Below are 24,506 nucleotides of genomic sequence, written 5' to 3'. Positions count from 1 at the left end.
ATGGCTCTGCGTACCCTCGAATCGCTGGGGTCGCTCGCCGGCACGCGCGTCATCGTCCGTTGTGACCTGAACGTCCCCCTGAAGGACGGCGTCATCACGGACGATGGCCGCGTGCGCGCGTCGTTGCCGACTCTCAACGCCCTCATCAACGCCGGCGCCCGCGTCGTCGTGTGCTCGCACCTGGGGCGTCCCGACGGGTCGCCCGACCCGAAGTACTCGCTCGAGCCGGTCGCGCAGCGCCTGACCGAGCTCCTCGGACAGCCGGTCGCGTTCGCTCGCGACACGGTCGGCGAATCCGCGCGCGAGGCTGTCGCCTCGCTCGAGGACGGCGACGTCGCGGTCATCGAGAATCTCCGCTTCAACGCGGGAGAGACCTCGAAGGACGAGACCGAGCGCCAGGCATTCGCGCGAGAGCTCGCCGAGCTCGGCGACTCCCTCGTCTCGGACGGCTTCGGTGTCGTGCACCGGAAGCAGGCGAGCGTCTACGACCTCGCCCAGATCGTGCCGTCCGCGGCGGGTCTGTTGATCCAGAAGGAGCTCGAGGTCCTCGACCGTCTGACCGAGAATCCCGAACGGCCGTACACGGTGGTCCTCGGCGGCTCGAAGGTCAGCGACAAGCTCGGTGTCATCGAGCACCTCCTGCCGCGCGTGGACAAGCTGCTCGTCGGCGGCGGGATGATGTTCACGTTCCTGGCAGCCGCGGGCAGCAAGGTCGGCTCTAGCCTGCTGGAGCAGGACCAGATCGACACCGTGAAGGGCTACCTCGCGACGGCGAAGGAGCGCGGGGTCGAGATCGTCCTCCCCGTGGACGCCGTCGTTGCGGCGTCGTTCTCGGCCGACGCCGAGCACGTCGTGGCAGACGCCGTGGCGCTCGAGGACACCCCGTTCGGCGCCTCGGGTCTGGGTCTGGACATTGGACCGCGGACGGCGGACCTGTTCGCCGAAGCGATCCGCGACTCCCGGACGGTGTTCTGGAACGGCCCGATGGGCGTGTTCGAGATGGCAGCGTTCGCGGCCGGCACCAAGACCGTCGCGAAGGCGCTCACCGAGGTGCACGGGCTGAGCGTCGTCGGCGGGGGCGACTCGGCCGCGGCCGTGCGTCAGCTCGGTTTCACGGACGACCAGTTCGGCCACATCTCCACCGGTGGCGGCGCCAGCCTGGAGTTCCTCGAAGGCAAGAAGCTCCCCGGACTGGAGGTCCTCGGATGGTCCTGAACCGTACCCCCCTCATCGCCGGCAACTGGAAGATGAACCTCGACCACCTGCAGGCGGTCGCGTTCGTTCAGAAGCTGCACTGGACGCTGAAGGAAGCGAAGCACGAGTACGACAGCGTCGAGGTGGCGGTCTTCCCGCCGTTCACCGACCTGCGCACCGTGCAGACACTGCTCGACGCCGACAAGATCGAGTTCGCGCTCGGCGGGCAGGACCTGTCGACGCACGATTCCGGCGCGTACACGGGCGAGATCTCGGGGCAGTTCCTGGCGAAGCTCGACGCGCGTTACGTGATCATCGGGCACTCCGAGCGCCGGCAGTTCCACCACGAGACGGACGAGGTCATCGCGGCCAAGACCCAGGCGGCGCTGCGCCACGGACTCGTTCCCGTCATCTGCGTCGGCGAGACGTCGGAGGATCTCGAGAAATTCGGCGCGAGCGCCGTTCCCGCGGGACAGCTCGAGGTCGCGCTCGAGGGCGTGGCAGCCGATGCCGACATCGTGGTGGCGTACGAGCCGGTCTGGGCCATCGGCTCGGGCCAGGCGGCGACTCCCGACCAGGCGCAGGACGTGTGCGCGAAGCTCCGGTCCGTCATCGCCGACAAGCTCGGTGCCGACGCGGCTGCGCGCACGCGCATCCTCTACGGCGGCTCGGTGAAGTCCGGCAACATCGCCGGCTTCATGCGCGAGCCCGACGTGGACGGTGCTCTCGTGGGTGGTGCGAGCCTCGTCGTGGACGAGTTCGCGGCGATCATCCGCTACCAGAAGCACGTCGGCGTCTGACCGACTTCGGATGCCCGCGGCCCCGCGCCGCGGGCATCCGTGTGTCCGCTACGCCTCCCCGTATACTTGACGCTTGTGCGGTCGGTTCCGACCGCAGCGAAAGGCTTTCGACAGTGCAGATTCTCGAGTTCGTCCTGCAGGTTTTCCTGGGCGTGACCAGCCTCCTGCTGACTCTGCTCATCCTGCTCCACAAGGGGCGTGGTGGCGGCCTGTCCGACATGTTCGGCGGCGGCATGAGCTCGGCACTCGGCTCGTCCGGCCTGGCCGAGCGCAACCTCAACCGATTCACGATCGTGCTGGCGCTGGTGTGGTTCCTCACCATCGTCGGTCTCGGTCTCCTCACCAAGTTCGCGGAGCTCTGACATGGCCACTGGCGGCAACGCCATTCGCGGCACGCGCGTCGGCGCGGGCCCGATGGGGGAACAGGATCACGGATTCCACGCCGACCGCGTCGCGGTGTCGTACTGGGATGCGCTCGGCAATGAGACCGTCCGCTATTTCGCCGCTGGTATCCCCGACGCCGAGATCCCCGAGACCATCGACTCCCCGCACTCGGGCCTTCCCGCCGGTCGCGACAAGAACAACCCGCCGGCTCTCGCGAAGTCCGAGCCCTACAAGACTCACCTGGCCTACGTGAAGGAGCGCCGCACCGACGAGGAAGCGGCGTCCCTCCTCGACGACGCGCTGCAGCAGCTGCGCGAGCGCCGCGGCCAGTAGACCCCCGCACAGAAGAGACCGGATGCCACTGGCATCCGGTCTCTTCCGGTTCACCGTACGGGGCTGGTGGTCACGATCCTGGTCCACGGGCCGTCCGGGACGTCATCGTCGTCGACGAACGCCCAGTCGACGCGGTCGTCTTGGCCGTCGAGGTCGGTGAATCCCAGACAGCCGTTGAGCGCGGGGGAGACGTCCAGGCCCGCCCCGTTGAAGCGGGCGTTGTCCGGACGGCGATCGTCGGAGCCGAAGACGTACGCGGCGTCACGGTACTCGCCGGGACCGGCATCTTGGATCTGTCCGTAGCAGAGGCGAGCTCCTTTGCGCAGGACGACCCACCGGTTCTTCATGAGGCTCACCGTACGGTCGTCGACGTCGGCGGCGTACGGGTGCTCCGCGGCCCAGGGGATCACCTCACCGCGTTCCGCGAAGCCCACGGCATCGTTGACGTCGTCGTACGGCAGATCGAGGTAGAACGGATTCTCTCGCGGCGTCATCGCCGTGGGGAAGTAGTCGTCGGCCGCGGTGCGGGCTTCGGTGCGGCACTCGCCGTTCCGCACAATGCCGTCGCAGCCGCCGTAGGACTCCCACCAGTGGGAATCGTAGGTGGAGATGCGCTGGCTGCCGTCGGCGGCGTTCGGATCGAAGACTTCGCCGACCCAGAAGGTCGTGGCGACGATGTCGGTGTGCCACGGGTATCCGGTCTCGGGGAGCGGGGCGAGCGCGGGCGCGCACCCGGCGGCGACGGCGGCGACGACCAGCCCGAGGGCGCCCGCCACCGCCGTGCGCCGGATCATCCGGTGACGTCGCTCTCGGTCGGTCGGAAGACCTCGACGGGACCCTCGGGGAGGGGAATGGTGTCGGGAGCGACGCGGGTGACGCCGGTGACCGGCGCGAGGGGCGGCGCACCCTCGCTGTCGTAGAGAGCCAGGTCGTCGGTGCGCAGCGTCCCGTCGCCGAAGATCGTCAGGGCGAAGCTGATCCCGTTGTACCCGTCCGGGATGGCCGGGGTCGTCCAGTCCGCTTCCGTCCATTCCGGCGCGGAGGCGTACCAGGGACTCGATGTCCAGTACGACCATGCGCCCGAGGTGGAGCGGAGGTAGACGGCGAACTGGGTCACCCCGCTGGCGAGGTACCACTCGCGCAGCGTGTACGTCCGCCCGGGTGTCACGGTGGGCGAACACTGCCCGAGATCGAATTGGGGGAGGAGCTTGGCATCCCCGTCCCCGTACCCGGTCATCGTGATGCCGCTGGAGATGGCGCCCGTGTGCGCGGGAGAGCCGGTCTCGAACGCCGGGGTGTTCGTGCCCCATCCGCCGCGCATCCAGCAGTCCGGTGCGCCCTGCTCCATGCCGGCGTTCACGATGCCGTTGGTCGCACCGGTGGGGGCGGGCACCGACGGTCCGTCGACGACGGGTTTGGCCGTGCCGCCGACCACGCTGCCGATGGTCTTCACGACGGTCCCGGCGGCTTGTCGCGTCTTGAGCCAGGACAGGAAATCCGCGAAGAGCGCGGGAGAGACCGCGAGGTCGCTGCAGGCGTCGGCGCACACGTCGTGGAAGGTGTATTGCACCCACCCGCCGCCGTTGTTCTCGGCGTTCGTGACCCCCTGCTTCAGGTCGTCGAGCGTCCACGTGGCGTCGACCTGGTCCAGAGCCTTGAGCGCGAACCGGTCGGCGGGCTTGGTCGACTCCGCATAGGCGCATTCCGGGCATCCGAACCGACTGCGGATGTCGCCGAGCAGACGGGCGCTGCTGTAACCGCAGTCGGCGGCGGCCTTCTCGACGTCGGGGGTGCTCGAGGCGAACGGGTAGGCGAAACTGCGTACCGTGAAACCCCACGAGGCGAGGTTCTTGCGATCGATGCAGATCTGACGTTTCGCCTCGTCGACACTCACCTGGGCGAGGTCCGGATGGTTCACGGTGTGCCCGCCGATCTCGTGACCGGCTTTCGCGAGCGCGGTGAGGTCGGTCCGGGTCATGTGTCCCGCCGCTCCGATGAACCCGGACGGGATGTAGAAGGTCGCCTTCATGCCGTTGGCCTTCAGCGCCGGGAGCGCTGCGAGCTGGTTGGCGTTCGCGTCGTCGAACGTGAGGCTCACGACGGTGCGCGTGGCGGCTTCTGCGGGGGTGGACGGGAGGGCGAGACCGGCGACGGTGATCGCGCCCGCGGCGAGAGCGGCGACCACGCCGAGGAGGCGACGCCGTCGCCTCCGGGGACGGGGGAGCACGGGATTCATGGGCAGGACCTTTCTCGGGCGTGACGGGCGCGCCGCCGGTTCGGTCATGCGACGGTCACCGACTTGGCGAGGTTGCGCGGCTTGTCGACGTTGCGCTCGAGTCGCAGCGCGAGCTCTCGGGCGAACAGCTGCAGCGGGATCACGGACTCCAACGGTCCCCATGACGGGCCGCGTCGGGGCAGCTGAAGCTCCAGCCCTCCCACACGGAGCGAACGTTCGCCCACACGTATCACGCGACCAGCGCGGGCCTGGACCTCGGCGATGTCGACGTCGAGCCGCGGGTCGCCGTCGTCGACGACGAACACGGGGGTGCCGGCATCCACGAGGGCCAGCGGGCCGTGCTTGAGCTCGCCGGCGGCGTGAGGCTCGGCCCAGCGGTAGGACAGCTCCTTGAGCTTCAGGGCGCCCTCGGCCGCGTAGACCAGGCCCGCGCCGCGCCCGAGGAAGAGGAAGCCGGATGCCGTGACGAGATCGCCCGCCAGCTCCGCGGCGCGGTCCCGCCAGGCGTGCAGGGCACCGGACAGGGCGTCGGGCGTTCCCGCGAGGGCGGTGAAATCCGCTTCGAGCGTGGCCGCGTCCGCGCGCGGCGACGACCACAGCCCGGACAGGGCGACGCACGCACCCGTGAGAACCTGGGCGACGAATGTCTTCGTGGCCGCGACGCCGATCTCCGGGCCCGCGAGGCAGTCGATCACGGCATCGGCCCGGCGCGCGAGCGAGGACGCGGTGTTGTTCGTGAGAGCCAGGACCGTCGCGTGCCCGGAGGGCAGCCCGTCGAGCGCGCGCAGAACGTCGGCGGTCTCGCCGGACTGGCTCATCGCCACGACGAGGGTGCGCGGCTCCCACACCTCGTGCCCGGCCTCGCTCGCGGTCAGTGCGCGAGTGGGGAGGTGCCCCGCCCTCGCGAACACCCCGGCGAGTGCACGTCCGGCATGCAGCGACGTCCCGCAGCCGAGGACGGCGACGCGATCGACGTTCTCCAGGGGAGGAAGACCCAACCGATTCCAGAGCGCTCCGTCGCGGATGCCGGGGGAGAGGGCATCGAGCACGCGACGAGCGACGATCGGCTGCTCGTCGATCTCATTGCCCATGTGGTCGGTGTGCCGTCCGCTGCTGGCCAGGAGCGAGATCGCGGGAACCGGCCACAGTCCGCGCGGGCGACGGCTGCCACCCGCACGATGCCACCGGGTGCCCTCGGCGTCGATGTCGACCACGTCGTCGTCCTCGAGGACTCGGAAGGCGGACACGAACGGGGCCACCGCCCCGACATCGCTGGCGAGGTACACGCCGTCGCCCGTGTCGGCCAGGATCAGCGGTGAACCGTGGGCCGTGCCGGCGAGCGCACCGGTCCGGGTGTCCAACACGACGACGGCCCAGGAGCCCTCCATGAGGGCGGCGGTGTCGGCGAGCGCTCGACCGAGGTCCAAGCCGACGCTCACCGCTTCCTCGAGCAGGTGAACGACCACCTCGGTGTCGACGTCGGTCGCCAGGCGGTGGCCGGCCGAACGCAGCCGCTCCCGGAGGACGTCGGCGTTCTCGATGATGCCGTTGTGCACGACGTAGAGCCGCCCGCCGCAGTCCTCCAGCGGGTGAGCGTTGCGCTCGCTCACTCCGCCGTGCGTGGCCCACCGGGTGTGACCGATCGCCGCGGTCGTGGCATCCGGGTCCCTCTCCAGGCCCATCACGAGCGCGGCGACACCGCTGAGGGTGCGCACGTGGACGGCGGTTCCGTCGGACCGGCGGGCGGCGATCCCGGCGGAGTCGTAGCCCCGGTACTCCAACCGGGCCAGGGCCTCATGGGCGCGGGTCGCCGCCGACGGGCCGCGGAACGCCGTGATCCCGCACATCAGAGCACCCCGCGGAGGGCGCCCGTCCCGACCAGGGGCATGGCGTCGGAGGAGAGTCGCTCGCGGGCGAGCAGATCCGCGGCGACGCGCAGGATCGTCGTCGTGAGCGAGGTCTGCGGTTCGTATCCCACGAGCGCATTCGCCTTGCTGTTGTCGGGCACCCGGCGCCGCATGTCCTCGAAACCGGGCGCGTAGGCCTGGTCGTAGGGGATCAGCTCGATGTCGCTCCGGCTGTCGAGGGTGCGGATGATCTCCCGGGCGAGGTCGAGGATCGAGATCTCGCGGGCGCCGCCGAGGTTGTACGCCTGCCCTCGGGCACGCGGGTCGCGTTCGATCCGGACCATCGCCGGCACGACGTCCTCCACCGCCGAGAAGCACCGGGTCTGCTTCCCGTCGCCGAACACCGTGAGCGGGTGCCCGCGGAGCGCCTGTCCGACGAGGTTCGGGAAGACCATGCCGTAGCGCCCCGTCTGCCGCGGACCCACGGTGTTGAACAGCCGGACGATCGCGACGTCGAGACCCTCCTGGTCGCAGTAGGCCTTCGCGAAGGCCTCGTCGATTCCCTTCGCGCCGGCGTAGGTCCAGCGGGACAGGAGAGGGTCGCCGAGGATGCGGTCGGAGTCCTCGCGCAGACGATCGGCGGTGTTCTTTCCGTAGACCTCGCTGGTGGAGACCAGCAGCACCGAGGCCTGCCGCTCGATCGCGGCGGTGAGCACGTTCTCGGTACCGTGGATGTTGATGCGCAGGCCCCGCAGCGGCTGCTCCACGATGAGCTTCACCCCGACGGCGGCGGCGAGGTGGAACACACGGTCGCAGGACTCCATCGCCTGACCCACGGTCTTGGTGTTCAGGATCGATCCGTCCATCATCTGCAGACGCGGGTTCTCCGCGGCACCGGCGAGATTGCGCGCCGACCCGGTCGACAGATCGTCGAGAACGACGACCTCATCCCCCAGGGCCAGGAGGTGCTCGACGAGGTGGCTCCCGACGAACCCCGCTCCACCGGTGACGAGCGTGCGGTGGGTGGTGGTGTCGGCCGGCGGGTAGATCGGGACGCCGCTCACAGCAGCACCCGCCCGGCGATGTCGGAGCTGCGGTACGTGCCGTCCAGGACGACGGCGTCGCCGTCCAGCCAGCCGAGATCGCAGTCGTGGTGACGCGTGTGGACGAGGACGATGTCGGGGTGGAATGCCGCCGGATCCGCGAGGGAATCCCGTTCGCGGCCGGAATCGAGATGGATGTGCGGGGCGTGCGTGTCGACGTACTGGACCTCGGCGCCGGCGTCGATGAGGCCGTCGATGATCTCGAGGGCGGGCGATTCCCGGAGGTCGGCGACGTCGGGTTTGTACGTGACGCCGACGACGAGCACGCGGGCGCCGAGCGTCCCCTTCCCCGCGCGTCCCAGCACGTCGCGGACGCGGTCGACCACACGACGAGGTCGCGCGGCGATCCGCGTCATCGCCTCGGTGATCACTCCGGCATCCACGTGCAGGGCTTTCAGCTGCCACAGGAGGTAGTGCGGATCGCAGGGGATGCAGTGACCCCCCACCCCCGGGCCCGGGTAGAACGCCATGAACCCGTAGGGCTTGGTGCTGGCGGCCTCGATCACCTCGGTCACCGGAACGTCGAGAGCTCCGCAGATGTCGGCGAACTCGTTGGCCAGGGCGATGTTCACGGCGCGGAAGGTGTTCTCGAGCAGTTTCGTCATCTCCGCCGACGCCAGGCTCGACACCGGATGCACGCGGGCCGCGTACTGCGAGAGCAGCCGCACTCCCTGTTCCTGGCACTGCGGCGTGGCACCGCCCACGACACGGGGGACGGCCTCCTGCGCGAAGCCGACGTTGCCGGGGTCGATCCGTTCGGCGCTGAACGTGACGAACACGTCGCGCCCCACGTCGAACCCGCGCTCGCGAAGGGGCTGTTCGACGAGGTCATGGGTGCAGCCGACGTAGGTCGTGGACGTCAGCATGATGAGCTGGCCGGGGCGGGCCGCGGCGACGACGGTGGCGCACGCGGACCGCAACGGGGCGAGGTCCGGGACCTGCTGATGGTCGACCGGGGTGGGGACGCACACGACGATCGCCGCCGCGCGGGTGAGCTCCGACGCATCACTGGTGAGGCGGAAATCGCGCGGGCTGCGCAGAGCGGCCTCGAGGCGCTCGCGGTCCGAATCGATCAGGTCGGCTCCCCGCGCGGCGATGGTGCGGAGTCGGCGGGACGAGGCATCCAGAGCCAGGACACGGGAACCGCTGGCCCGATACGCCAGGGCGGTGGGAAGCCCGACGTAGCCGAGCCCCACGATCGCGATATCGAAGTCGAACAGCGCCGGAGCGACCGGCTTCGGCGCAGCTGCGACGGGCGGAGCAGCAACACGTAGATCGAGTGTGGACATCGTCATCCTCCTAGCGGGGGCCCCACGATCGTCGGCGCTCTGGGCCGCGGTCGCGGGACATTCGGGTGTTCCGGACGAGGCAGCCGATCGAGCGTCGCTGCTGATCCGCCGCCCACCCTCCGCCGCGCCACCGGGGCGGTCAAGCGCTCCCGGCCGATCCTGCGGGATGCCGCGTCCCGCAGGCCGATGTGCGGGAACCCGCACGCTCCCGTGCGGGTTCTGCGGCAGCCGCCGCGCGGAGGAGCGCGTACGGTCGTGCCAGCCCGCCGGTGGAGGAAGGGATGCCATGACCGCCGCGCTCGTCTTCGTCGTCGCTGTCTGCACGATCGGCGTGTCCACCCTGGTGTGGGGCACGGTGGCCGTCGCTCGTCTCCTCGCCGAGCGGCGGACCAGCCCCCGGCTCCTCTCGCCGTCGATGTACTTCCGCCCGGCGGAGGTGGCGATCCTCATCGCCGCGCACGACGAGGAGCTCGTCATCGCGGATGCGGTGGCCGCCGCCCGCGCCCTCGTGCCCGGCCAGAACGTCTTCGTCGTCTCGGACGGCTCGCACGACGCCACGGTCGAGCGCGCCCGGGATGCGGGCGCGACCGCGTGGGACCTGTCCCCGAACCGCGGCAAGGCCGGAGCCATCCGCGCGGGGCTGCAGCGGTTCCGCATCCCCGAGCGGTTCCCTCTCCTCCTCCTTCTGGATGCCGATTCCCGGCCGCGCCGGGACTACCTGCGCACGGGCCTGCCCCTGTTCACCGACCCGAGCGTGGTCGCCGTCGCGGGACGCGCGACGACGGCCGCGGACGTCCCCGCGACGCGCGGGGGACGCCTGCTGACGTCCTACAGGGAACGCACGTACATCTGCACCCAGTACCTCCACAAGTTCGGACAGGCGGCGCGCTCCGCCGACGCCGTCGCCATCGTCCCGGGCTTCGCCAGCCTGTATCGCACCGACGTGCTCGATCGCATCGACATCGATGCGCCCGGGCTGTCCATCGAGGACTTCAACATGACCTTCGAGGTGCACGCGAAGCGGCTGGGCCGTATCGCGTTCCATCCCGATTGCGCCATCGCCGAGACCCAGGACCCCGCCGTGTTCCGCGACTACTCGGCGCAGATGCGCCGGTGGAGCCTGGGCTTCTGGCAGACGGTGCGGCGCCACGGCATCCGTCCGGGGCTGTTCTGGACGTCGGTGGGCGTGTTCGCGACCGAGACCGTGGTGGCCAGCCTCGTGCTGGCGGCCGTCGTCCCTCTGCTGCTGCTGGCGGCGCTCGCCGCCATTGCGAGCCGGGTGCTGAGCGGACCCGCGGCCGATGTCGCCGAGGCGGTGGCCGCGGCCCTCCCCGCGGTGCCGTTCCTGGTCGGGCTCCTCTTCGTGGACACGATGATGACCGTGTTCTTCTGCGCGGTCGCCCCACGGCGTCCGCACCCCACCATGGTGTTGTTTCCGCTCCTGCGCGTCTGGGATGCGGTGCTGTGCCTGCGGGCGCTGTTGGCGGCGCTCGGACGACCGTCGGATGGCCGGTGGAAGAGTCCCGACCGTCGGTCGGTAGCTCAGATCGCCCGCGCCGATGACCACGACGGGGTGGAGACGGCCGCGTTCTCGCGCCGGTCGGGATCAGGCCGAGGCCGCACCGTGGAGGTGGGCCACGAGCTGAGCGCGTGAACCGACACCGAGCTTGCGGTAGATGCGCGTGAGACGCAGTTCCACCGAGCGCAACGAGATGAACAGCGTCGAGGCGATGTCGCGGTTGCGGAGCCCCTGCTCGACCAGGACGATGACGTCCTGCTCGTCGGTCGTGAAGTCTGTGCCCGCGAGCGCGTCGCGCTGGCTCGGCCCGGGGCCGCGAATGCCCTCGCGCGCGGGCAGGAACCGTTCCTGCGCGGAGCGCAGCCGCGCGTATTCGTAGGGGGAATCATCGCTGCGGTAGATGGCCTCTGCCTCGGCGAAGGCGCGTCGCCCGTCGCGACCGGACCGGCACACGGCGTGCGAACGCGCCACCGCGAGCGTCGTCCAGCGACGGGGGCGCGACGCCAGCGACAGCTCCAGGCGCGTCAGCTCGGCTCGGGCCTCGACGAAGCGCTCAGTGAGCCACAGCGCCTCGATCAGGTCCGCGGCGATGCGGAGGAACGCCGGATCGTCGCCCGGCGCCGCCTGTTGCGCGGCCCGCAGGCTGTTCACAGCGTCGTCGTAACGTCCCTCGGTCAGTGCGAGACTGCCCTCGACCGCGGCGAAGAACGGCAGAAGCGCGGGCGCGCCCTCCCGCCGGCTCAGGTCGCGTCCCTGCCGAACGAGGTCGGCGGTGGTCCGGTCGGCGGGGTCGATCGCCGCCGCCTGCGCGAGCAGCAGGGTGCGCGCCGCATCCGGTCCGCGTCCGGGCAGCCACTCCCGTCGCCATGCCGCCACCGCCTGGCGGGCGGCGACCGGATCGCCGCCGCGCACTTCCGCGCTGACGACGGTGCGCAGGAGTCGTTCCCGCCACATCGGGGCGGGGCGAGGGGCACGGTTCAGGAGCGCCTGCGCGACGCCGCGGACGTCGGCATACCGTTCGTGCAGGAGGAGGGCCGTCGCCGTCAGGGTCGCCACCTCGATCGACGTCTCCGGCGCCAGAGCCGCGGTGAGATCGGCGGCCGCCGCCAGATCTTCGGGCACCACCATCCCCATCTCCCGCAGGATCCGGGCCACCACCAGCGTTTCGTCGGTCGCTGCTTCCCGCTCCACGATCGCACGGACGCGCTCGACGGCGAGATCGAGTTCGCCGCGCGACATGTGGAGACCGGCGCTCTCGCAGAGCAGCCGTTCGGTCGCGATCGCATCGTCCTCCCACTCCACCGTCGCGGGGAGGGCGTCGCGGATGACGTGGTCGACCCGTGCGCCGGCGCGCACGGCGGCGATGGCCGCACGCACACGGACGTCCGCGGCGGCGGTGTCCACGGCCCGGCCGAGATAGTGCTGTCCGAGCAGGTCGTGTCCGCCGAGGACCAGCGCGTCGCTCAGCTCGACGAGGCCGCGATCCCGCTGGACCGCATCCACGTCGCCGGCCAGTGCCCGCTCCGCGAACTCGATCGCGGGGAGCGTGTCACCGTTCACGGCGAGGTCGACGGCGGCGGCGAGCAGACCGAGCCGATCCTCGGTGGGGCGGAGGAAGCTCTCGTGCCAGAGTCGCGATGCGGTCCCGGCAGCGTGATCGCAGGCCGCGCGGGCGTGCAGCCGGCGTCGGTCCTCCGGTGTCAACGCGGCGTGGTGGCGCAGGCGGGTCGCCGGATCGCTGATCCGAGTGAGACCCTCGCTGACGGTCACGAGCCCCGCGTCGATCAGCGCGTCGACCTGGACGTCGATCTCGGCACCGGCCGAACGCATCGCCTCGTACGCGTACACCGGTCCCACCGACAACAGGTCCAGGAGGGCGGACACCTGCGGGTCGGCCACGGGCCGCGACAGCCCTCTCGCGCGGCGCACCGGATCGTGGACGACGCGAAGGGGCAACGGCAGCGCCGCCTCGCCGGAGGCCTCCGCGGGGGTCAGGCGCACCCGCGAGATGAGTCCGGCGTCGCCGCCAGTGAACGCGGCGACCAGGTGCAGGACGGCGGGGCTGGTACCGGGGCCGATGACGTCGCGCGCGAGCGCCACCGACTCCTCGAACGAGAGCGCGTCGATCTGCGTGTGCATGACCCCCGCGAAATCGAGCCGCGCCTCCAGCGTGTGCACCGTCGCCAGCACGCGAACGCCCGTCCCGCGCAGCCGCGCACCGACGTAGGAGAGGACGGTCAGGCTCGCGCTGTCCATGGCATCCAGGTCGTCGATCACCAGGACGCACGGCTGTTCGCGCACGAGGTGCAGCGTGCGACTCACCTCCTCGGCGAGGACCTGCTCCGGCCAGTCCTTCCCGCGAGCGAGGACCGCGTCTACCGCCGTTCCGCGCGTGCCTCCGAGCCCCGCCGCGAACGCCGAAAGTCCCGACAGCGGCCACATCCGCTCAGTCGGGCTGACCGCGACGACCGCGGTGTCGCAGCGCCGAGCGATCTCCCGCGCGAGCGCGGACTTCCCGCTGCCCGTGTCTCCCACGAAGAGGCAGGCCGCCCCCTCCTGCATGCTGCAGAGGGCAGCGGCCACCTGTAATTCTCGTTCACGCCCATGGAATGACATCCGAACGCTCCCAACCGCGTCGGTCGACGAAGCGGCGGGCGAGTCGTCGGTCCGTCCTGGATGCCCCCAGACGCACACTGTAGACAGGTCCCCCCGCCGAAAACAAGGAGATGTTCCGGCCGGCGTGCAGAACGGGGCCGGATGCCGTGGCATCCGACCCCGGTCGAGAGGAAATCGTGCGTCAGTATTCGCGATCGATGAGCTGCGGAGGCACCTGATCGGCGGCCGCTTCGTCGACGAAGAAGGCGGTGCGTCGGCGCCCCTTGGCTCCGGCGGCCGGGACGCTCTGGTAGCTCGCACCGGCGAGGGCGAGCCCGAGGGCTGCGGCCTTGTCGGCACCGGCGATGACCATCCAGACGCGCTTCGACGAGTTGATGACCGGACGCGTGAGCGACACGCGCTCCGGCGGCGGCTTGGGGGAGTCGCGGACGGGCACGGTCGCCCGATCCGTCACCGAGATCTCGGGACGGTCGGGGAAGAGCGAGGCGATGTGCGCATCCGGTCCGACGCCCAGGAAGCAGATGTCGAACGACGGCCACGGTCCCGTCTCGCTGCGGTCGGACGGGGCGAACTGCGCGAGCTCGTCCGCGTAGGCGATCGCCGCGGCATCCAGATCGAGTCCGTCGTCGGTCGCGGCGACCGCGTGGATGTTCTCGGCGGGGACGTCGAGACCGTCCAACAGCGCGGCACGCGCCTGACGGTCGTTGCGGTCGTCGGAGTCGCGGCTCACGAACCGCTCGTCGCCGAACCAGAAGTGCACCAGCGACCAGTCGATCTCGGCCACACGAGGGTCGCGGGCGGCGGAGCGCAGGACCGCGCCGCCCATCGTCCCGCCGGTCAGGCAGATGTGCATCCGCTTGCCCTCGGCGACCCGCTTGACGATGCGGTTGACGAACCGCGTCGCGACGTAGTCGGCGAGGGTGTCGGCATCCTTCTTGATGATGACCTGCTTCGCAGCACCGTTCTCGGTCATCGGGCACTCGTCTCGTCGAGCGCGCTCAACAGTGCAGTGCACTGCGTCAGCACGCGGCCGTACAGGACGTCGGGGTCGAGGCGACGCAGTTCTTCCGCGAGGCACTCGCGGAGAGTCCGGCGCGGGAAGTCCAGCTCGTGCGTGGGCTGACCCGGTTGGGTGAGCACCGCGACGCCCGGCGTCGGCCGCTCGAGAAGCGTGTCGCCGCTCGCGCGGGTCAGTCGCACCGACTTGATGCCGCCGGCCCACTCGTCCTCCGGCAGATACGTGTACGCGACGGGCGCTTCCAGCTTCAGGCCGAGCCACGCCGCGAGCAGAGCCGTCGAGGGCGAGTCGCTCGCTCCCGCCACCTCGATCGAGGTGACCGGTTCGTACGGCGGCTGGTCGAGAACGGCCGCGAGCTGTTCGCGCCAGCGGGTGACGCGGGTCCAGGCGAAATCGGTGTCGCCGGGGGCGTAGTGCTCGCCGAGGTGGGCGACCCACGCCGTCGGGTCGGGCTGCGACGAGGCGTCGGTGATGCGACGCTGCGCGATACGCCCGATCGCGGACAGCGACGGGTCGGCGGGTGCTTCGGCGGGCCACCACGCCACCACGGGGGCGTCGGGGAGGAGCAGACCGGTCACGAGGCTCTCGGCGTTCGACGCGGCCGCACCGTGGGCGCGGAGCACGACGACCTCGCTGGCCCCCGCGTCGCCGCCGACGCGGATCTGGGCGTCGAGCCGGGGCTCCTCGTCCTCGTCGCCGAACAGGACGGCGATCACGCGCATCGGGTGCTCGCGTGAGGCGTCGTTCGCGGCCTCGATGACTTCCTCTTCAGCGCCGTGGCGGGTCACGATGATGAGCGTCAGGACGCGGCCGAGGGCGACCGCGCCGCCCTCCTCGCGAACGCTGACGAGCTTCTTCGAGATCGCGCTGACGGTGGTGTCGGGCAGATCGATGATCATGGGCGCCTCCACGTGCGGCCGTCGCGGGCGAGGAGCTCATCGGCGGATGCCGGCCCCCACGACCCGGGAGAGTACTGTTCGAGCGGTCCGCCCTGGGCGGTCCAGAACTCCTCGATGGGGTCGAGGATCTTCCAGCTGAGCTCGACCTCCTCGTGCCGCGGGAACAGCGGCGGGTCACCGAGCAGCACGTCGAGGATGAGGCGCTCGTAAGCCTCGGGGCTCGCCTCGGTGAAGGCGTGTCCGTACCCGAAGTCCATCGTGACGTCGCGCACCTGCGTGCCGTCGCCGGGGACCTTCGAACCGAAGCGGATCGTCACGCCCTCGTCGGGCTGAACCCGGATGACGAGCGCGTTCTGCCCGAGTTCCTGGGTCTGACTGCGCGAGAACAGCTGCTGCGGTGCACGCTTGAACACCACGGCCACCTCGGTGACACGGCGGCCGAGCCGCTTCCCGCTGCGCACGTAGAACGGCACGCCCGACCAGCGCCGGGTGTTGATCTCGAGCTTGATGGCGGCGAACGTTTCGGTGACCGACTCCGGATTCATGCCGTCTTCCTCGAGGAAGCCGAGCACCTTCTCACCGCCCTGCCAGCCGCCGGCGTACTGTCCGCGGGCCGTCGCTTCGGCGAGGTTCTCGGGCAGGCGAACGGCGGCCAGCACCTTCTCCTTCTCGGCGCGCAGGTCTGCGGCGTTGAAGCTGATCGGCTCTTCCATGGCGGTGAGCGCGAGCAACTGCAGGAGATGGTTCTGAATGACGTCGCGCGCCGCACCGATGCCGTCGTAGTAGCCGGCCCGGCCCCCGACACCGATGTCTTCGGCCATCGTGATCTGCACGTGGTCGACGTAGTTGCGGTTCCAGATGGGCTCGTACAGCTCGTTCGCGAAGCGCAGCGCGAGGATGTTCTGCACCGTCTCCTTGCCGAGGTAGTGATCGATCCGGAAGATCGAGTCGGCGGGGAACGCGCTCTCGACGACCTCGTTCAGTTCGCGAGCGGAGGCGAGGTCGTGTCCGAACGGCTTCTCGATCACGACGCGGCGCCAGCCCGTCGTGTCCTCCGCCGTCTCACCGACGAGCCCCGAGGCCTTCAACTGCGTCGTGACGAGCGGGAAGGCCTTCGGCGGGATCGAGAGGTAGTACGCGTGGTTGCCCATGGTCCCGCGTTCGACATCGAGCTTGTCGACGGTCTCACGCAGGCGCTGGAACGCCTCCGGGTCATCGAACTCGCCCTGGACGAACCGGATGCCCTCCAGCAGTTCCTGCCACGTCTCCTCGCGGAACTCGGTGCGGGCGTACTGCTTGACCGACTCGTGGACGACCTTCGCGAAGTCCTGATCCTCCCAGTCGCGGCGGGCGAAGCCCACGAGCGCGAATCCGGGCGGGAGCAGCCCGCGGTTGGCGAGGTCGTACACCGCCGGCATGAGCTTCTTGCGCGACAGATCGCCCGTCACGCCGAAGATCACCAACGCGCTGGGCCCGGCGATGCGATGGAGTCGACGATCCTCGGGATCGCGGAGGGGATTGTGACCGGGTGTGATCTCTACGACCATGCTTTTACTGCGCCGCCTCGAAGAGTGAGAGCACCTCGACCTGCGGGTCGGTGAGCGTGAGAGTGACGACGGGACGGCCATGGCCGTCCGCCAGCACGCTCGCGTCGCCCGCGGCCTGTGCGTGGATGAGCTGACCGAACGTGAACGGACGACCGGGGATCTCGAGGTCGACGTCGGTGCGTTCGGTGATCTGAAGGAAGACGCCGGTGGCGGGCCCGCCCTTGTGGTACTGACCGGTGGAGTGCAGGAATCGCGGTCCCCACCCGAACGTCGTCGGGCGACCGGAGTCGGCCGCGATCAGTTCGCGCAGACCCGCCAGCTGGGGCAGGTCGAGGCGGTTCACGTACGCCTGGATGCTGACGTAACCGTCGGCGGGCACGGACGCCCAGAGCGCATCGAGGACGCTTGCGAGCGTGTTGCCGGATGCCAGCGTGGGGTCGGACACCCGGACCTCGACGCCGTCGAACACGAGGTCCGGAGCCGTCGCTTCGGGCCGGGTGTCGAGCAGACCGCGCGCGGCGGCCTTGGCCGACTCCACGTCGGGTTGATCGAACGGGTTGATACCGAGGAGGCGTCCGGCGATCGCCGTGGCGTACTCCCAGACGACGAACTGCGCGCCCAGCGAGCCGCTGACGAGCACCTCGCCCTCATGGCGATCGAACAGGTGGAAGGCGTCCGCGTGATCGACGAACCGCACGACCTGCAGATCGTCGGGCTTCGAGTCGATCTCGGGCGAGACGGGCAGCAGGACGACGGGCAGGATGCCGGTTCCGTCCTTGCCCGTCGACTCGGCGACCAGTTGTTCGATCCAGTCCGGGAGCCCCGGGAGATGGCTGCCGTCGGTCACGAGGCCGAGCTTGTCGCGGCGCAGCGCACCACCGCCCGCGATGGCCGCGGCCAGCACCAGCGCCGGGTTCTCGGGCGCGTCGATCGCGACCTCGAGCAGCGTGGCATCCGCTTCGTCCAGGAGGTCGTCGATGTCGACGCCCGCGAGACCGGCCGGGACGAGCCCGAAGGCCGTCAGTGCCGAGTAGCGGCCGCCCACGGCGGGGTCGGCGGTGAACACGCGGTACCCGTCGGAGCGCGCCGACTGCTCGAGCGGCGAGCCCGGGTCGGTGACGACGACGATGCGCTCGGTCGGATCGATCCCGAGGTCGCGGAACGCCGCTTCGAACGCCCGTTTGGCCGAATCGGTCTCGATCGTGGAGCCGGACTTGCTCGAGACCACGAGCACGGTCTCGCGCAGCCCTCCCGATTCGGCGTCGCCGTCGATCGCGGCGAGCACCTGACCGGGAGCGGTGGAGTCGAGGATGACCAGCGGCACGCCCGCGGACCGTGCGATGACCTCGGGGGCGAGCGAGGAGCCGCCCATCCCGGCCAGCACGACGCGGGTCACGCCCTGCGCGACGAACTCGTCGCGCAGGGCCGTGATCTCCGGCACGAGCGGGCGCGAGACGGAGACCGCCTGCACCCACCCGAGCCGACGGGATGCCTCGTCCTCGGCCGCCGGACCCCACAGGGTGGGGTCTTCCGCCGTGATGCGGGACGCGACGAGGGAGCCGACCAGGCCGGGCAGCTCCGCGTCGACGACCGACTTGACGTGGCCGGTGACCTTGACGGCGAACGTCACTTCGCGGCCTGGGCGCTTCCGGCCTCGAGCGCCGTGGCGACGGTCTCCTGCAGCTCGTGCCACGAGGCGATGAACTTCTCCACGCCCTCGTCTTCGAGCACCTGGGTGACGTCGGCGAAGTCGACGCCGGCCGCGGCGAGCTGGTCGAAGACCTCGTGGGCCTCGGCGTACGCGCCGGTGATGGTGTCACCGGTGATCACGCCGTGGTCGAAGGTCGCTTCGAGCGTCTTCTCGGGCATGGTGTTGACCGTGCCGGGAGCGACGAGCTCGGTCACGTAGAGCGTGTCGGGCAGAGCGGGGTCCTTCACACCCGTGGAGGCCCACAGGGGACGCTGGACGGTGGCACCGGCGGCGAGCAATTCCTTCGCGCGGTCCTCGGCGAACTTCTGCTCGTAGAGCTCGTACGCCAGACGCGCGTTGGCGAGCCCCGCCTTGCCCTTCAGCGCGGTGGCCTCGTCGGTGCCGAGCGCGGCGAGGCGCTTGTCGACCTCGGTGTCCACGCGCGAGACGAAGAACGATGCGACCGACTGCAGCGTGGAGATGTCGTGCCCGGCCTCGCGAGCCTTCTCGACGCCTGCGAGGTAGGCGTCGATGACCTCGGCGTAGCGCTCGAGGCTGAAGATCAGCGTGACGTTGACGGAGATGCCCGCACCGATGACCTCGGTGATCGCGGGCAGGCCGGCCTTCGTGGCGGGGATCTTGATGAGGACGTTCGGGCGGTCGACGCGCGCCGAGAGGTCCTTCGCCTGGGCGACGGTCGCGTCGGTGTCGTGGGCGAGGTCGGGGGAGACCTCGATCGACACGCGGCCGTCGACGCCGCCGGTGGCCTCGAACACGGGCAGGAAGATGTCGCACGCGTCGCGCACGTCGTCGGTCGTGATCGAGAAGATCGCCTCGTCGACCCCGGCGCCCTGACCCGCCAGCTCGCGGACCTGACCCTCGTACGCCTCGCCCTTCGAGAGGGCTCCGGCGAAGATGGTCGGGTTGGTGGTGACGCCCGAGACGGTGCGCTTCTCGATCAGTTCGGCCAGGTTGCCGGACTGGATGCGCTGGCGCGAGAGGTCGTCGAGCCAGATGCTGACGCCCGCGGCGGAAAGCTGTTCGGTGGGAGTGCTCATGTCTGTTCTCTCCTGGTCTTACTTCGCGGCGGCGGCGATCGACTCGCGCGCGGCCGACACGACGGCCTCGGCGGTGATGCCGAACTTCTGGAAGAGGGTCTTGTAGTCGGCGGAGGCGCCGAAGTGGTCGATCGCGACCGAGCGGCCGGCGTCGCCCACGATGCCCTGCCACGTCAGGGCCGAACCGGCCTCGACGGACACGCGTGCCTTCACCGAGGAGGGCAGGACCGACTCGCGGTACGCCTCGTCCTGCTCGGCGAACCATTCCAGCGACGGGGCCGACACCACGCGGGCGTGGATGCCGTCGGCGGCGAGGGTCTCGCGGGCCTGGACCGCCAGCTGCACCTCGGAGCCCGTGGCGATAAGGATGACGTCGGGCTCGCCGTTGGCGGCCTCGGCCAGGACGTAGGCGCCCTTGACCGCGTTCGCGGCGGAGGCGAACTGGTCGCCCGAGGCCTCGCCCTCGCCGCGCTCGAACACCGGGATGTTCTGACGCGTGAGCGCGATTCCTGCGGGGCCCGCGGTGCGGCGCAGCATCTCGAGCCACACGACCGAGGTCTCGTTGGCATCCGCGGGACGGACGACGGCGAAGTTCGGGATGGCGCGAAGGGTGGCGAGCTGCTCGACCGGCTGGTGCGTCGGGCCGTCCTCGCCGAGGGCGACGGAGTCGTGCGTCCAGACGAAGATCGTCGGGATGTTCATCAGCGCGGCCAGACGCACCGGCGGGCGCATGTAGTCGCTGAAGATGAGGAACGTGCCGCCGAACGGACGCGTCGGGCCGTGAAGGACGATGCCGTTGAGGATCGCGCCCATCGCGTGCTCGCGGATGCCGAAGTGCAGCACGCGGCCGTAGGGGTCGCCGGACCACTCGTGCGTCGACCACGACGCCGGGATGAAGGACTTGGCATCCTTGATCGTCGTGAGGTTCGACTCGGCCAGGTCGGCCGATCCGCCCCACAGTTCGGGAAGCTTCGCCGCCAGGGCGTTGATCACGGTGCCGGAGGCGGCGCGGGTCGAGACGTCCTTACCGGCCTCGAACGCGGGCAGGGCATCGGCGATGTCGGCGGGGAGCTCGCGCGCCTGGAGGCGGTCCCACAGCTGCTTACGCTCGGGGTGCGCGGCGGCCCAGGCGTCGAAGCTCTCCTGCCAAGCGGCCTTCTCGGCTTCCCCGCGCTTCACAAGCTCACGGGTGCGCGCGAGCACGTCGTCGGAGACGGCGAAGTGCTGCTCGGGGTCGAAGCCGAGCACCTCCTTCGTCGCGCGCAGTTCGTCTGCGCCCAGGGCCGAGCCGTGGATCTTGCCGGAGTTCTGCTTGCCGGGGGAGGGCCAGCCGATGATGGTCTTGAGGATGATGAGCGACGGCTTGCTCGTCTCGCCCTTCGCGGCCTGGATCGCGGCGTTCAGCTCGGCGACGTCCTCGACGTACTGGCCGGTCTTCTTCCAGTCCACGGTCTGGACGTGCCAGCCGTAGGCCTCGTAGCGCTTCTGCACGTCCTCGGTGAAGGCGACGTTCGTGTCGTCCTCGATCGAGATCTGGTTGGAATCGTAGATCGCGATGAGGTTGCCGAGTTCCTGGTGGCCGGCGAGCGAGGAGGCCTCGCTGGTCACGCCCTCCTGGAGGTCGCCGTCACCCGCGATGACGTAGACGTAGTGGTCGAAGGGGCTTTCGCCGGCGGGGGACTCCGGGTCGAAGAGGCCGCGCTCGTAGCGGGCGGCGTAGGCGAAACCGACCGACGAGGCCAGTCCCTGGCCGAGCGGCCCGGTCGTGATCTCGACACCGTCGGTGTGTCCGAACTCGGGGTGCCCGGGGGTCAGCGAGCCCCAGGTGCGCAGCGCCTCGAGGTCTTTCAGCTCGAGACCGAAGCCGCCGAGGTACAGCTGGACGTACTGCGTGAGCGACGAGTGTCCCGCCGAGAGGATGAAGCGGTCGCGGCCGGGCCAGTGGGTGTCGGCCGGGTCGTGGCGCAGGACGCGCTGGTACAGGAGGTAAGCGGCCGGGGCGAGAGACATCGCGGTTCCGGGGTGTCCGTTCCCCACCTTCTCAACGGCATCCGCCGCCAGAATGCGGGCGGTGTCCACCGCGCGCCGATCGATGTCATCCCATTCGAAGTCCGACAACACAGTGCCTTTCTCGATACTTTGCGCCCGGGTCACATTCCGACTCCGCACTCGACGCCGTAGGAGCGGGAGTGGGGTGGGGTGGTCGGCGCGGGGCGCGCGTTCCTCGCCAGCATAGCGAGAACGTCCGACGGCCCGGGACTGTTCCCGAGGGGGTCGACAGGCGGCCGGTCCTCTGCATGGGATGCCATAGAATCGGGGGATACGCACGCTCTACCCCGGGGGACGATGGACATCTCGACGACGTCGCACGTCACTGCGACGACCGATCGCCGATCTCTCGGACGCACTGTTCGGGCTTACGTCGCGCTGACGAAGCCGCGTGTGCTGGAGCTGCTGCTGGTCACGACCGTCCCGGTCATGATCCTGGCGGCGCGCGGACTGCCCGACCTCTGGTTGATCTTCGCCACCGTCATCGGCGGATCGCTCAGCGCCGGTTCCGCGGCGGCGTTCAACATGTACCTCGACCGCGACATCGACGCGCACATGCAGCGCACCGAGAACCGGCCGCTGGTCACCGGCGAAGTGTCGCCGCGCGGTGCGCTCACGTTCGCGTGGACCCTCGCCGCCGTCTCGACCGTGTGGCTGTGGGTCTTCACGAATCCGCTCGCCGCGGCCCTGTCGGCCGGCGCGATCTTCTTCTACGTCGTGATCTACACGATGATCCTCAAGCGCCGCACCGAGCAGAACATCGTGTGGGGCGGCATCGCGGGCTGCTTCCCGGTGCTCATCGGCTGGTCGGCCGTGACGGGTTCGCTCTCGTGGACACCCTTCATCCTGTTCGCGCTGGTGTTCCTGTGGACCCCGCCGCACTACTGGCCGCTGTCGATGAAGTACGCCGACCAGTACGACGAGGTCGACGTCCCGATGCTCGGCGCGACGCGCAGCGGCTCGCAGGTCGGACTCCAGGTCATCCTCTACGCGTGGGCCACGGTGGCGTGCTCGCTGCTGCTGATCCCCGTGGCATCCATGGGGGTCGTGTACAGCGTGTCGGCGCTCGTGTTCGGCGGCTGGTTCGTCTACGAGTCGCACCGGCTCTACTCCCGTGCGGTACAGGGTGGCGAGCCGCGGCCGATGCGCGTGTTCCATGCGTCTATCACGTACCTGACGCTGCTGTTCGTCGCGATCGCGGTGGATCCGCTGCTGCCGTTCTGACGAGCTGATCCGCACGAAGAACGCCCGCCCCCCGATTCGGGGAGGCGGGCGTTCTTCGTGACGCGCGGAGACCGTGCGATCAGCCGCGCGCGGGGTCTTCGTCGGCATCCTCGCGTGCGACGGTGGCTGCCTTCGCGGGAGCCGGGGTGTCGGACGACGTCTCGACATCGGCATCCTCGAGGACGAGGGGAGCCGCGGGGGCCGTCGTCGCGGCGGCGGCCACGGTGGGGGCGGCGGAGAACGGGAAGCCCTCGTCGTCGCTCGCCCCGTCGAGCGTCTCGACGGACGTGTCCGGACGCGGGCGCGTCGACACCACGGCGGCGACGGCGAGCGTTGCGACCAGGCCGAGGGCGCCGGCCCCGAGAAGCGCAGCGCCCACGATGGCCCACGACTGGGCGACGTAGACGGTGACGACGGTGGCGTTCGGGTCGTTCAGCACCGCTTGCATCGCGTCGATCTGCTGGAAGACGATGACGAGTCCGCCGATCACGGAAGCCAGGGAGAGGACCAGGAGCACCCAGAACGGGATGCTGGTCACCAGGCGGGGGCGGGTCTGCATGGAATGAACTCCTTCGATTCCGGGCACGGTCGGCACCGGAGGGTCCACAGTCTCGCACGCCCCGGTGCGTGGGCTCTGGGCGCTCGATGAATCGCCTATGAAGGCGCTACGGTCAGCGCCGGACCGCGTCCACCGCGTCGACGACGTCGGCGGGGGCCACCGCGACGGGGGCTTTGAGGCGCAGGATTACGACGGTCATGGCAGCGGCGGTCAGGGCAGCCAGCACCATGTGGATGCCGACGGCGAGTTCGGGCAGCCCGTTCCGCGCCTGGTACAGGCCCACCGCGATCTGGACCAGTTCCACCGCCAGCAGCGCCGTCGCCCACCGGCGCACGGTCAGCCGCCGGCGCCAGGCGATCACCGCGATGACGAGCGTCAACGCGAACAGGGCGTAGCCGGGCCAGGCGTGCACGTGCTCGAGGACCTCGGCGTCGAAGCCGTTGCGCTGCACCGCGGCGGCATCGCCAGAGTGGGGTCCGGCTCCCGTGGTGAGGACGCCGAAGACGATGGTGAGGGCGAGCACGGCCGTCGTGGCGTGAACGAGACCCGCGAACCACGGCTGGACCACGCGCTCACGCCGCCCGGCCGGCAGGTACATCAGCGTCAGGAACGCCGCGCACACCGTGACGAGGATCACCGAGGCGATGTAGTGGAAGCCCACGATGAAGGGGTTCAGGCCGGTCAGCACCGTGATCCCGCCGACGATGGCCTGCGCGACGATCCCGCCGAGCACGACGAGGGAGAGCACGAACATGCCGCGGCGCTCTTTCCGCATGCGCCACATGAGCACGACGACGGCCAGGGCCAGGATGCCGACGACCCCCGTCAGCGTGCGGTTGCCGAACTCGATGATCCCGTGAATGCCCATCTCGGGCGTGTTGACGAGCGAGTCGGGGGTGCACCGGGGCCATGTCGGGCAGCCAAGGCCCGAGCCGGTCAGGCGCACGGCACCGCCGGTGCCGATGATGAGCACCTCGGCCACGAACGACAACCAGGCGAACACGCGCAGGCGACGATCGACACGGGTCGGCAGCCAGTCGACGATGCGACCCAGGACGCGGGGGGACGAAGCGGTGGACATGCGCGCAGCCTCCTGGCGGCGGTGCGCTCGGGCCGGTGCGAAGGGTGCGCGTGCCGTGCC

Annotated in this window: 20 protein-coding genes; 6 read left to right on the top strand and 14 right to left on the bottom strand. The window is 70.2% G+C overall.

Annotated features, from left to right (window positions below; genetic code table 11):
* From D8Y23_RS04195 to D8Y23_RS04180, 4 genes are all read left to right on the top strand, one after another.
* A complete protein-coding gene (locus D8Y23_RS04195) occupies positions 1-1,215 on the top strand; it encodes a phosphoglycerate kinase (RefSeq protein ID WP_128216916.1) in 1,215 nt (404 codons plus the stop codon).
* Entirely contained in the window at positions 1,206-1,994 is a 789-nt protein-coding gene (gene tpiA, locus D8Y23_RS04190) for a triose-phosphate isomerase (protein ID WP_128216915.1), read from the top strand. Before D8Y23_RS04195 ends, tpiA begins: the two co-directional genes overlap by 10 nt.
* Before the next feature lie 113 nt (positions 1,995-2,107).
* The gene (gene secG / locus D8Y23_RS04185; protein WP_128216914.1) at positions 2,108-2,356 is read left to right on the top strand and encodes a preprotein translocase subunit SecG; all 249 of its coding nucleotides are present in this window, start codon (positions 2,108-2,110) and stop codon (positions 2,354-2,356) included.
* A gap of 1 nt (position 2,357) precedes the next feature.
* A complete protein-coding gene (locus D8Y23_RS04180; protein WP_128216913.1) occupies positions 2,358-2,711 on the top strand; it encodes an RNA polymerase-binding protein RbpA in 354 nt (117 codons plus the stop codon).
* Positions 2,712-2,761: 50 nt separating this feature from the next.
* Here D8Y23_RS04180 and D8Y23_RS04175 read toward each other — a convergent pair whose 3' ends face one another.
* From D8Y23_RS04175 to D8Y23_RS04155, 5 genes are read right to left on the bottom strand one after another with little or no spacing between them, the layout of a single operon-like run.
* The gene (locus D8Y23_RS04175; RefSeq protein ID WP_128216934.1) at positions 2,762-3,505 is read right to left on the bottom strand and encodes a hypothetical protein; all 744 of its coding nucleotides are present in this window, start codon (positions 3,503-3,505) and stop codon (positions 2,762-2,764) included.
* A complete protein-coding gene (locus tag D8Y23_RS04170) occupies positions 3,502-4,947 on the bottom strand; it encodes a polysaccharide deacetylase family protein (RefSeq protein WP_164878137.1) in 1,446 nt (481 codons plus the stop codon). The genes D8Y23_RS04175 and D8Y23_RS04170 overlap by 4 nt, the downstream gene beginning before the upstream one ends.
* Before the next feature lie 44 nt (positions 4,948-4,991).
* A complete protein-coding gene (gene glmS, locus D8Y23_RS04165; RefSeq protein ID WP_128216911.1) occupies positions 4,992-6,794 on the bottom strand; it encodes a glutamine--fructose-6-phosphate transaminase (isomerizing) in 1,803 nt (600 codons plus the stop codon).
* Positions 6,794-7,858 carry an NAD-dependent epimerase/dehydratase family protein gene (locus tag D8Y23_RS04160; RefSeq protein ID WP_240663769.1) on the bottom strand — a complete coding sequence of 355 codons (1,065 nt, stop codon included), beginning with the start codon at positions 7,856-7,858 and terminating at the stop codon, positions 6,794-6,796. The genes glmS and D8Y23_RS04160 overlap by 1 nt, the downstream gene beginning before the upstream one ends.
* Positions 7,855-9,186 (bottom strand): nucleotide sugar dehydrogenase, encoded by a 1,332-nt coding sequence (locus D8Y23_RS04155; RefSeq protein ID WP_128216910.1) that lies wholly within the window; start codon positions 9,184-9,186, stop codon positions 7,855-7,857. Before D8Y23_RS04155 ends, D8Y23_RS04160 begins: the two co-directional genes overlap by 4 nt.
* A 286-nt stretch (positions 9,187-9,472) precedes the next feature.
* On the opposite strand from D8Y23_RS04155, the gene D8Y23_RS04150 reads away from it, so the two are divergent.
* A complete protein-coding gene (locus tag D8Y23_RS04150; protein WP_164878136.1) occupies positions 9,473-10,840 on the top strand; it encodes a glycosyltransferase family 2 protein in 1,368 nt (455 codons plus the stop codon).
* Here D8Y23_RS04150 and D8Y23_RS04145 read toward each other — a convergent pair.
* From D8Y23_RS04145 to tkt, 7 genes are all read right to left on the bottom strand, one after another.
* Entirely contained in the window at positions 10,793-13,321 is a 2,529-nt protein-coding gene (locus D8Y23_RS04145) for a helix-turn-helix transcriptional regulator (protein WP_275087498.1), read from the bottom strand. The genes D8Y23_RS04150 and D8Y23_RS04145 overlap by 48 nt on opposite strands.
* A gap of 181 nt (positions 13,322-13,502) precedes the next feature.
* The gene (gene pgl / locus D8Y23_RS04140; protein WP_128216907.1) at positions 13,503-14,294 is read right to left on the bottom strand and encodes a 6-phosphogluconolactonase; all 792 of its coding nucleotides are present in this window, start codon (positions 14,292-14,294) and stop codon (positions 13,503-13,505) included.
* The gene (locus D8Y23_RS04135) at positions 14,291-15,238 is read right to left on the bottom strand and encodes a glucose-6-phosphate dehydrogenase assembly protein OpcA (RefSeq protein WP_128216906.1); all 948 of its coding nucleotides are present in this window, start codon (positions 15,236-15,238) and stop codon (positions 14,291-14,293) included. The genes pgl and D8Y23_RS04135 overlap by 4 nt, the downstream gene beginning before the upstream one ends.
* Positions 15,235-16,785, bottom strand: a complete 1,551-nt coding sequence (zwf, locus tag D8Y23_RS04130) for a glucose-6-phosphate dehydrogenase (protein ID WP_128216905.1) — start codon at positions 16,783-16,785, stop codon at positions 15,235-15,237. The genes D8Y23_RS04135 and zwf overlap by 4 nt, the downstream gene beginning before the upstream one ends.
* A gap of 4 nt (positions 16,786-16,789) precedes the next feature.
* Complete coding sequence (locus D8Y23_RS04125) at positions 16,790-18,415, bottom strand: glucose-6-phosphate isomerase (RefSeq protein ID WP_128216904.1); 1,626 nt, start codon at positions 18,413-18,415, stop codon at positions 16,790-16,792.
* Complete coding sequence (gene tal / locus D8Y23_RS04120; RefSeq protein ID WP_128216903.1) at positions 18,412-19,533, bottom strand: transaldolase; 1,122 nt, start codon at positions 19,531-19,533, stop codon at positions 18,412-18,414. Before tal ends, D8Y23_RS04125 begins: the two co-directional genes overlap by 4 nt.
* An 18-nt stretch (positions 19,534-19,551) precedes the next feature.
* The gene (gene tkt, locus D8Y23_RS04115; protein ID WP_128216932.1) at positions 19,552-21,651 is read right to left on the bottom strand and encodes a transketolase; all 2,100 of its coding nucleotides are present in this window, start codon (positions 21,649-21,651) and stop codon (positions 19,552-19,554) included.
* 228 nt (positions 21,652-21,879) lie between these two features.
* Here tkt and D8Y23_RS04110 point away from each other — a divergent pair, with 228 nt between their 5' ends.
* The gene (locus tag D8Y23_RS04110) at positions 21,880-22,806 is read left to right on the top strand and encodes a heme o synthase (protein ID WP_128216902.1); all 927 of its coding nucleotides are present in this window, start codon (positions 21,880-21,882) and stop codon (positions 22,804-22,806) included.
* Positions 22,807-22,885: 79 nt separating this feature from the next.
* Here the strand turns inward: D8Y23_RS04110 and D8Y23_RS04105 are convergent, their stop codons facing one another.
* A complete protein-coding gene (locus tag D8Y23_RS04105) occupies positions 22,886-23,365 on the bottom strand; it encodes a dinucleotide-utilizing enzyme (RefSeq protein WP_128216901.1) in 480 nt (159 codons plus the stop codon).
* A gap of 112 nt (positions 23,366-23,477) precedes the next feature.
* Positions 23,478-24,446, bottom strand: a complete 969-nt coding sequence (locus D8Y23_RS04100) for a COX15/CtaA family protein (RefSeq protein ID WP_128216900.1) — start codon at positions 24,444-24,446, stop codon at positions 23,478-23,480.
* Positions 24,447-24,506 lie beyond the last annotated feature (60 nt).

Source organism: Microbacterium enclense (assembly GCF_004022425.1).
Lineage (GTDB): Bacteria > Actinomycetota > Actinomycetes > Actinomycetales > Microbacteriaceae > Microbacterium > Microbacterium enclense_A.
This window is presented reverse-complemented; position numbering and strand designations above follow the sequence as displayed.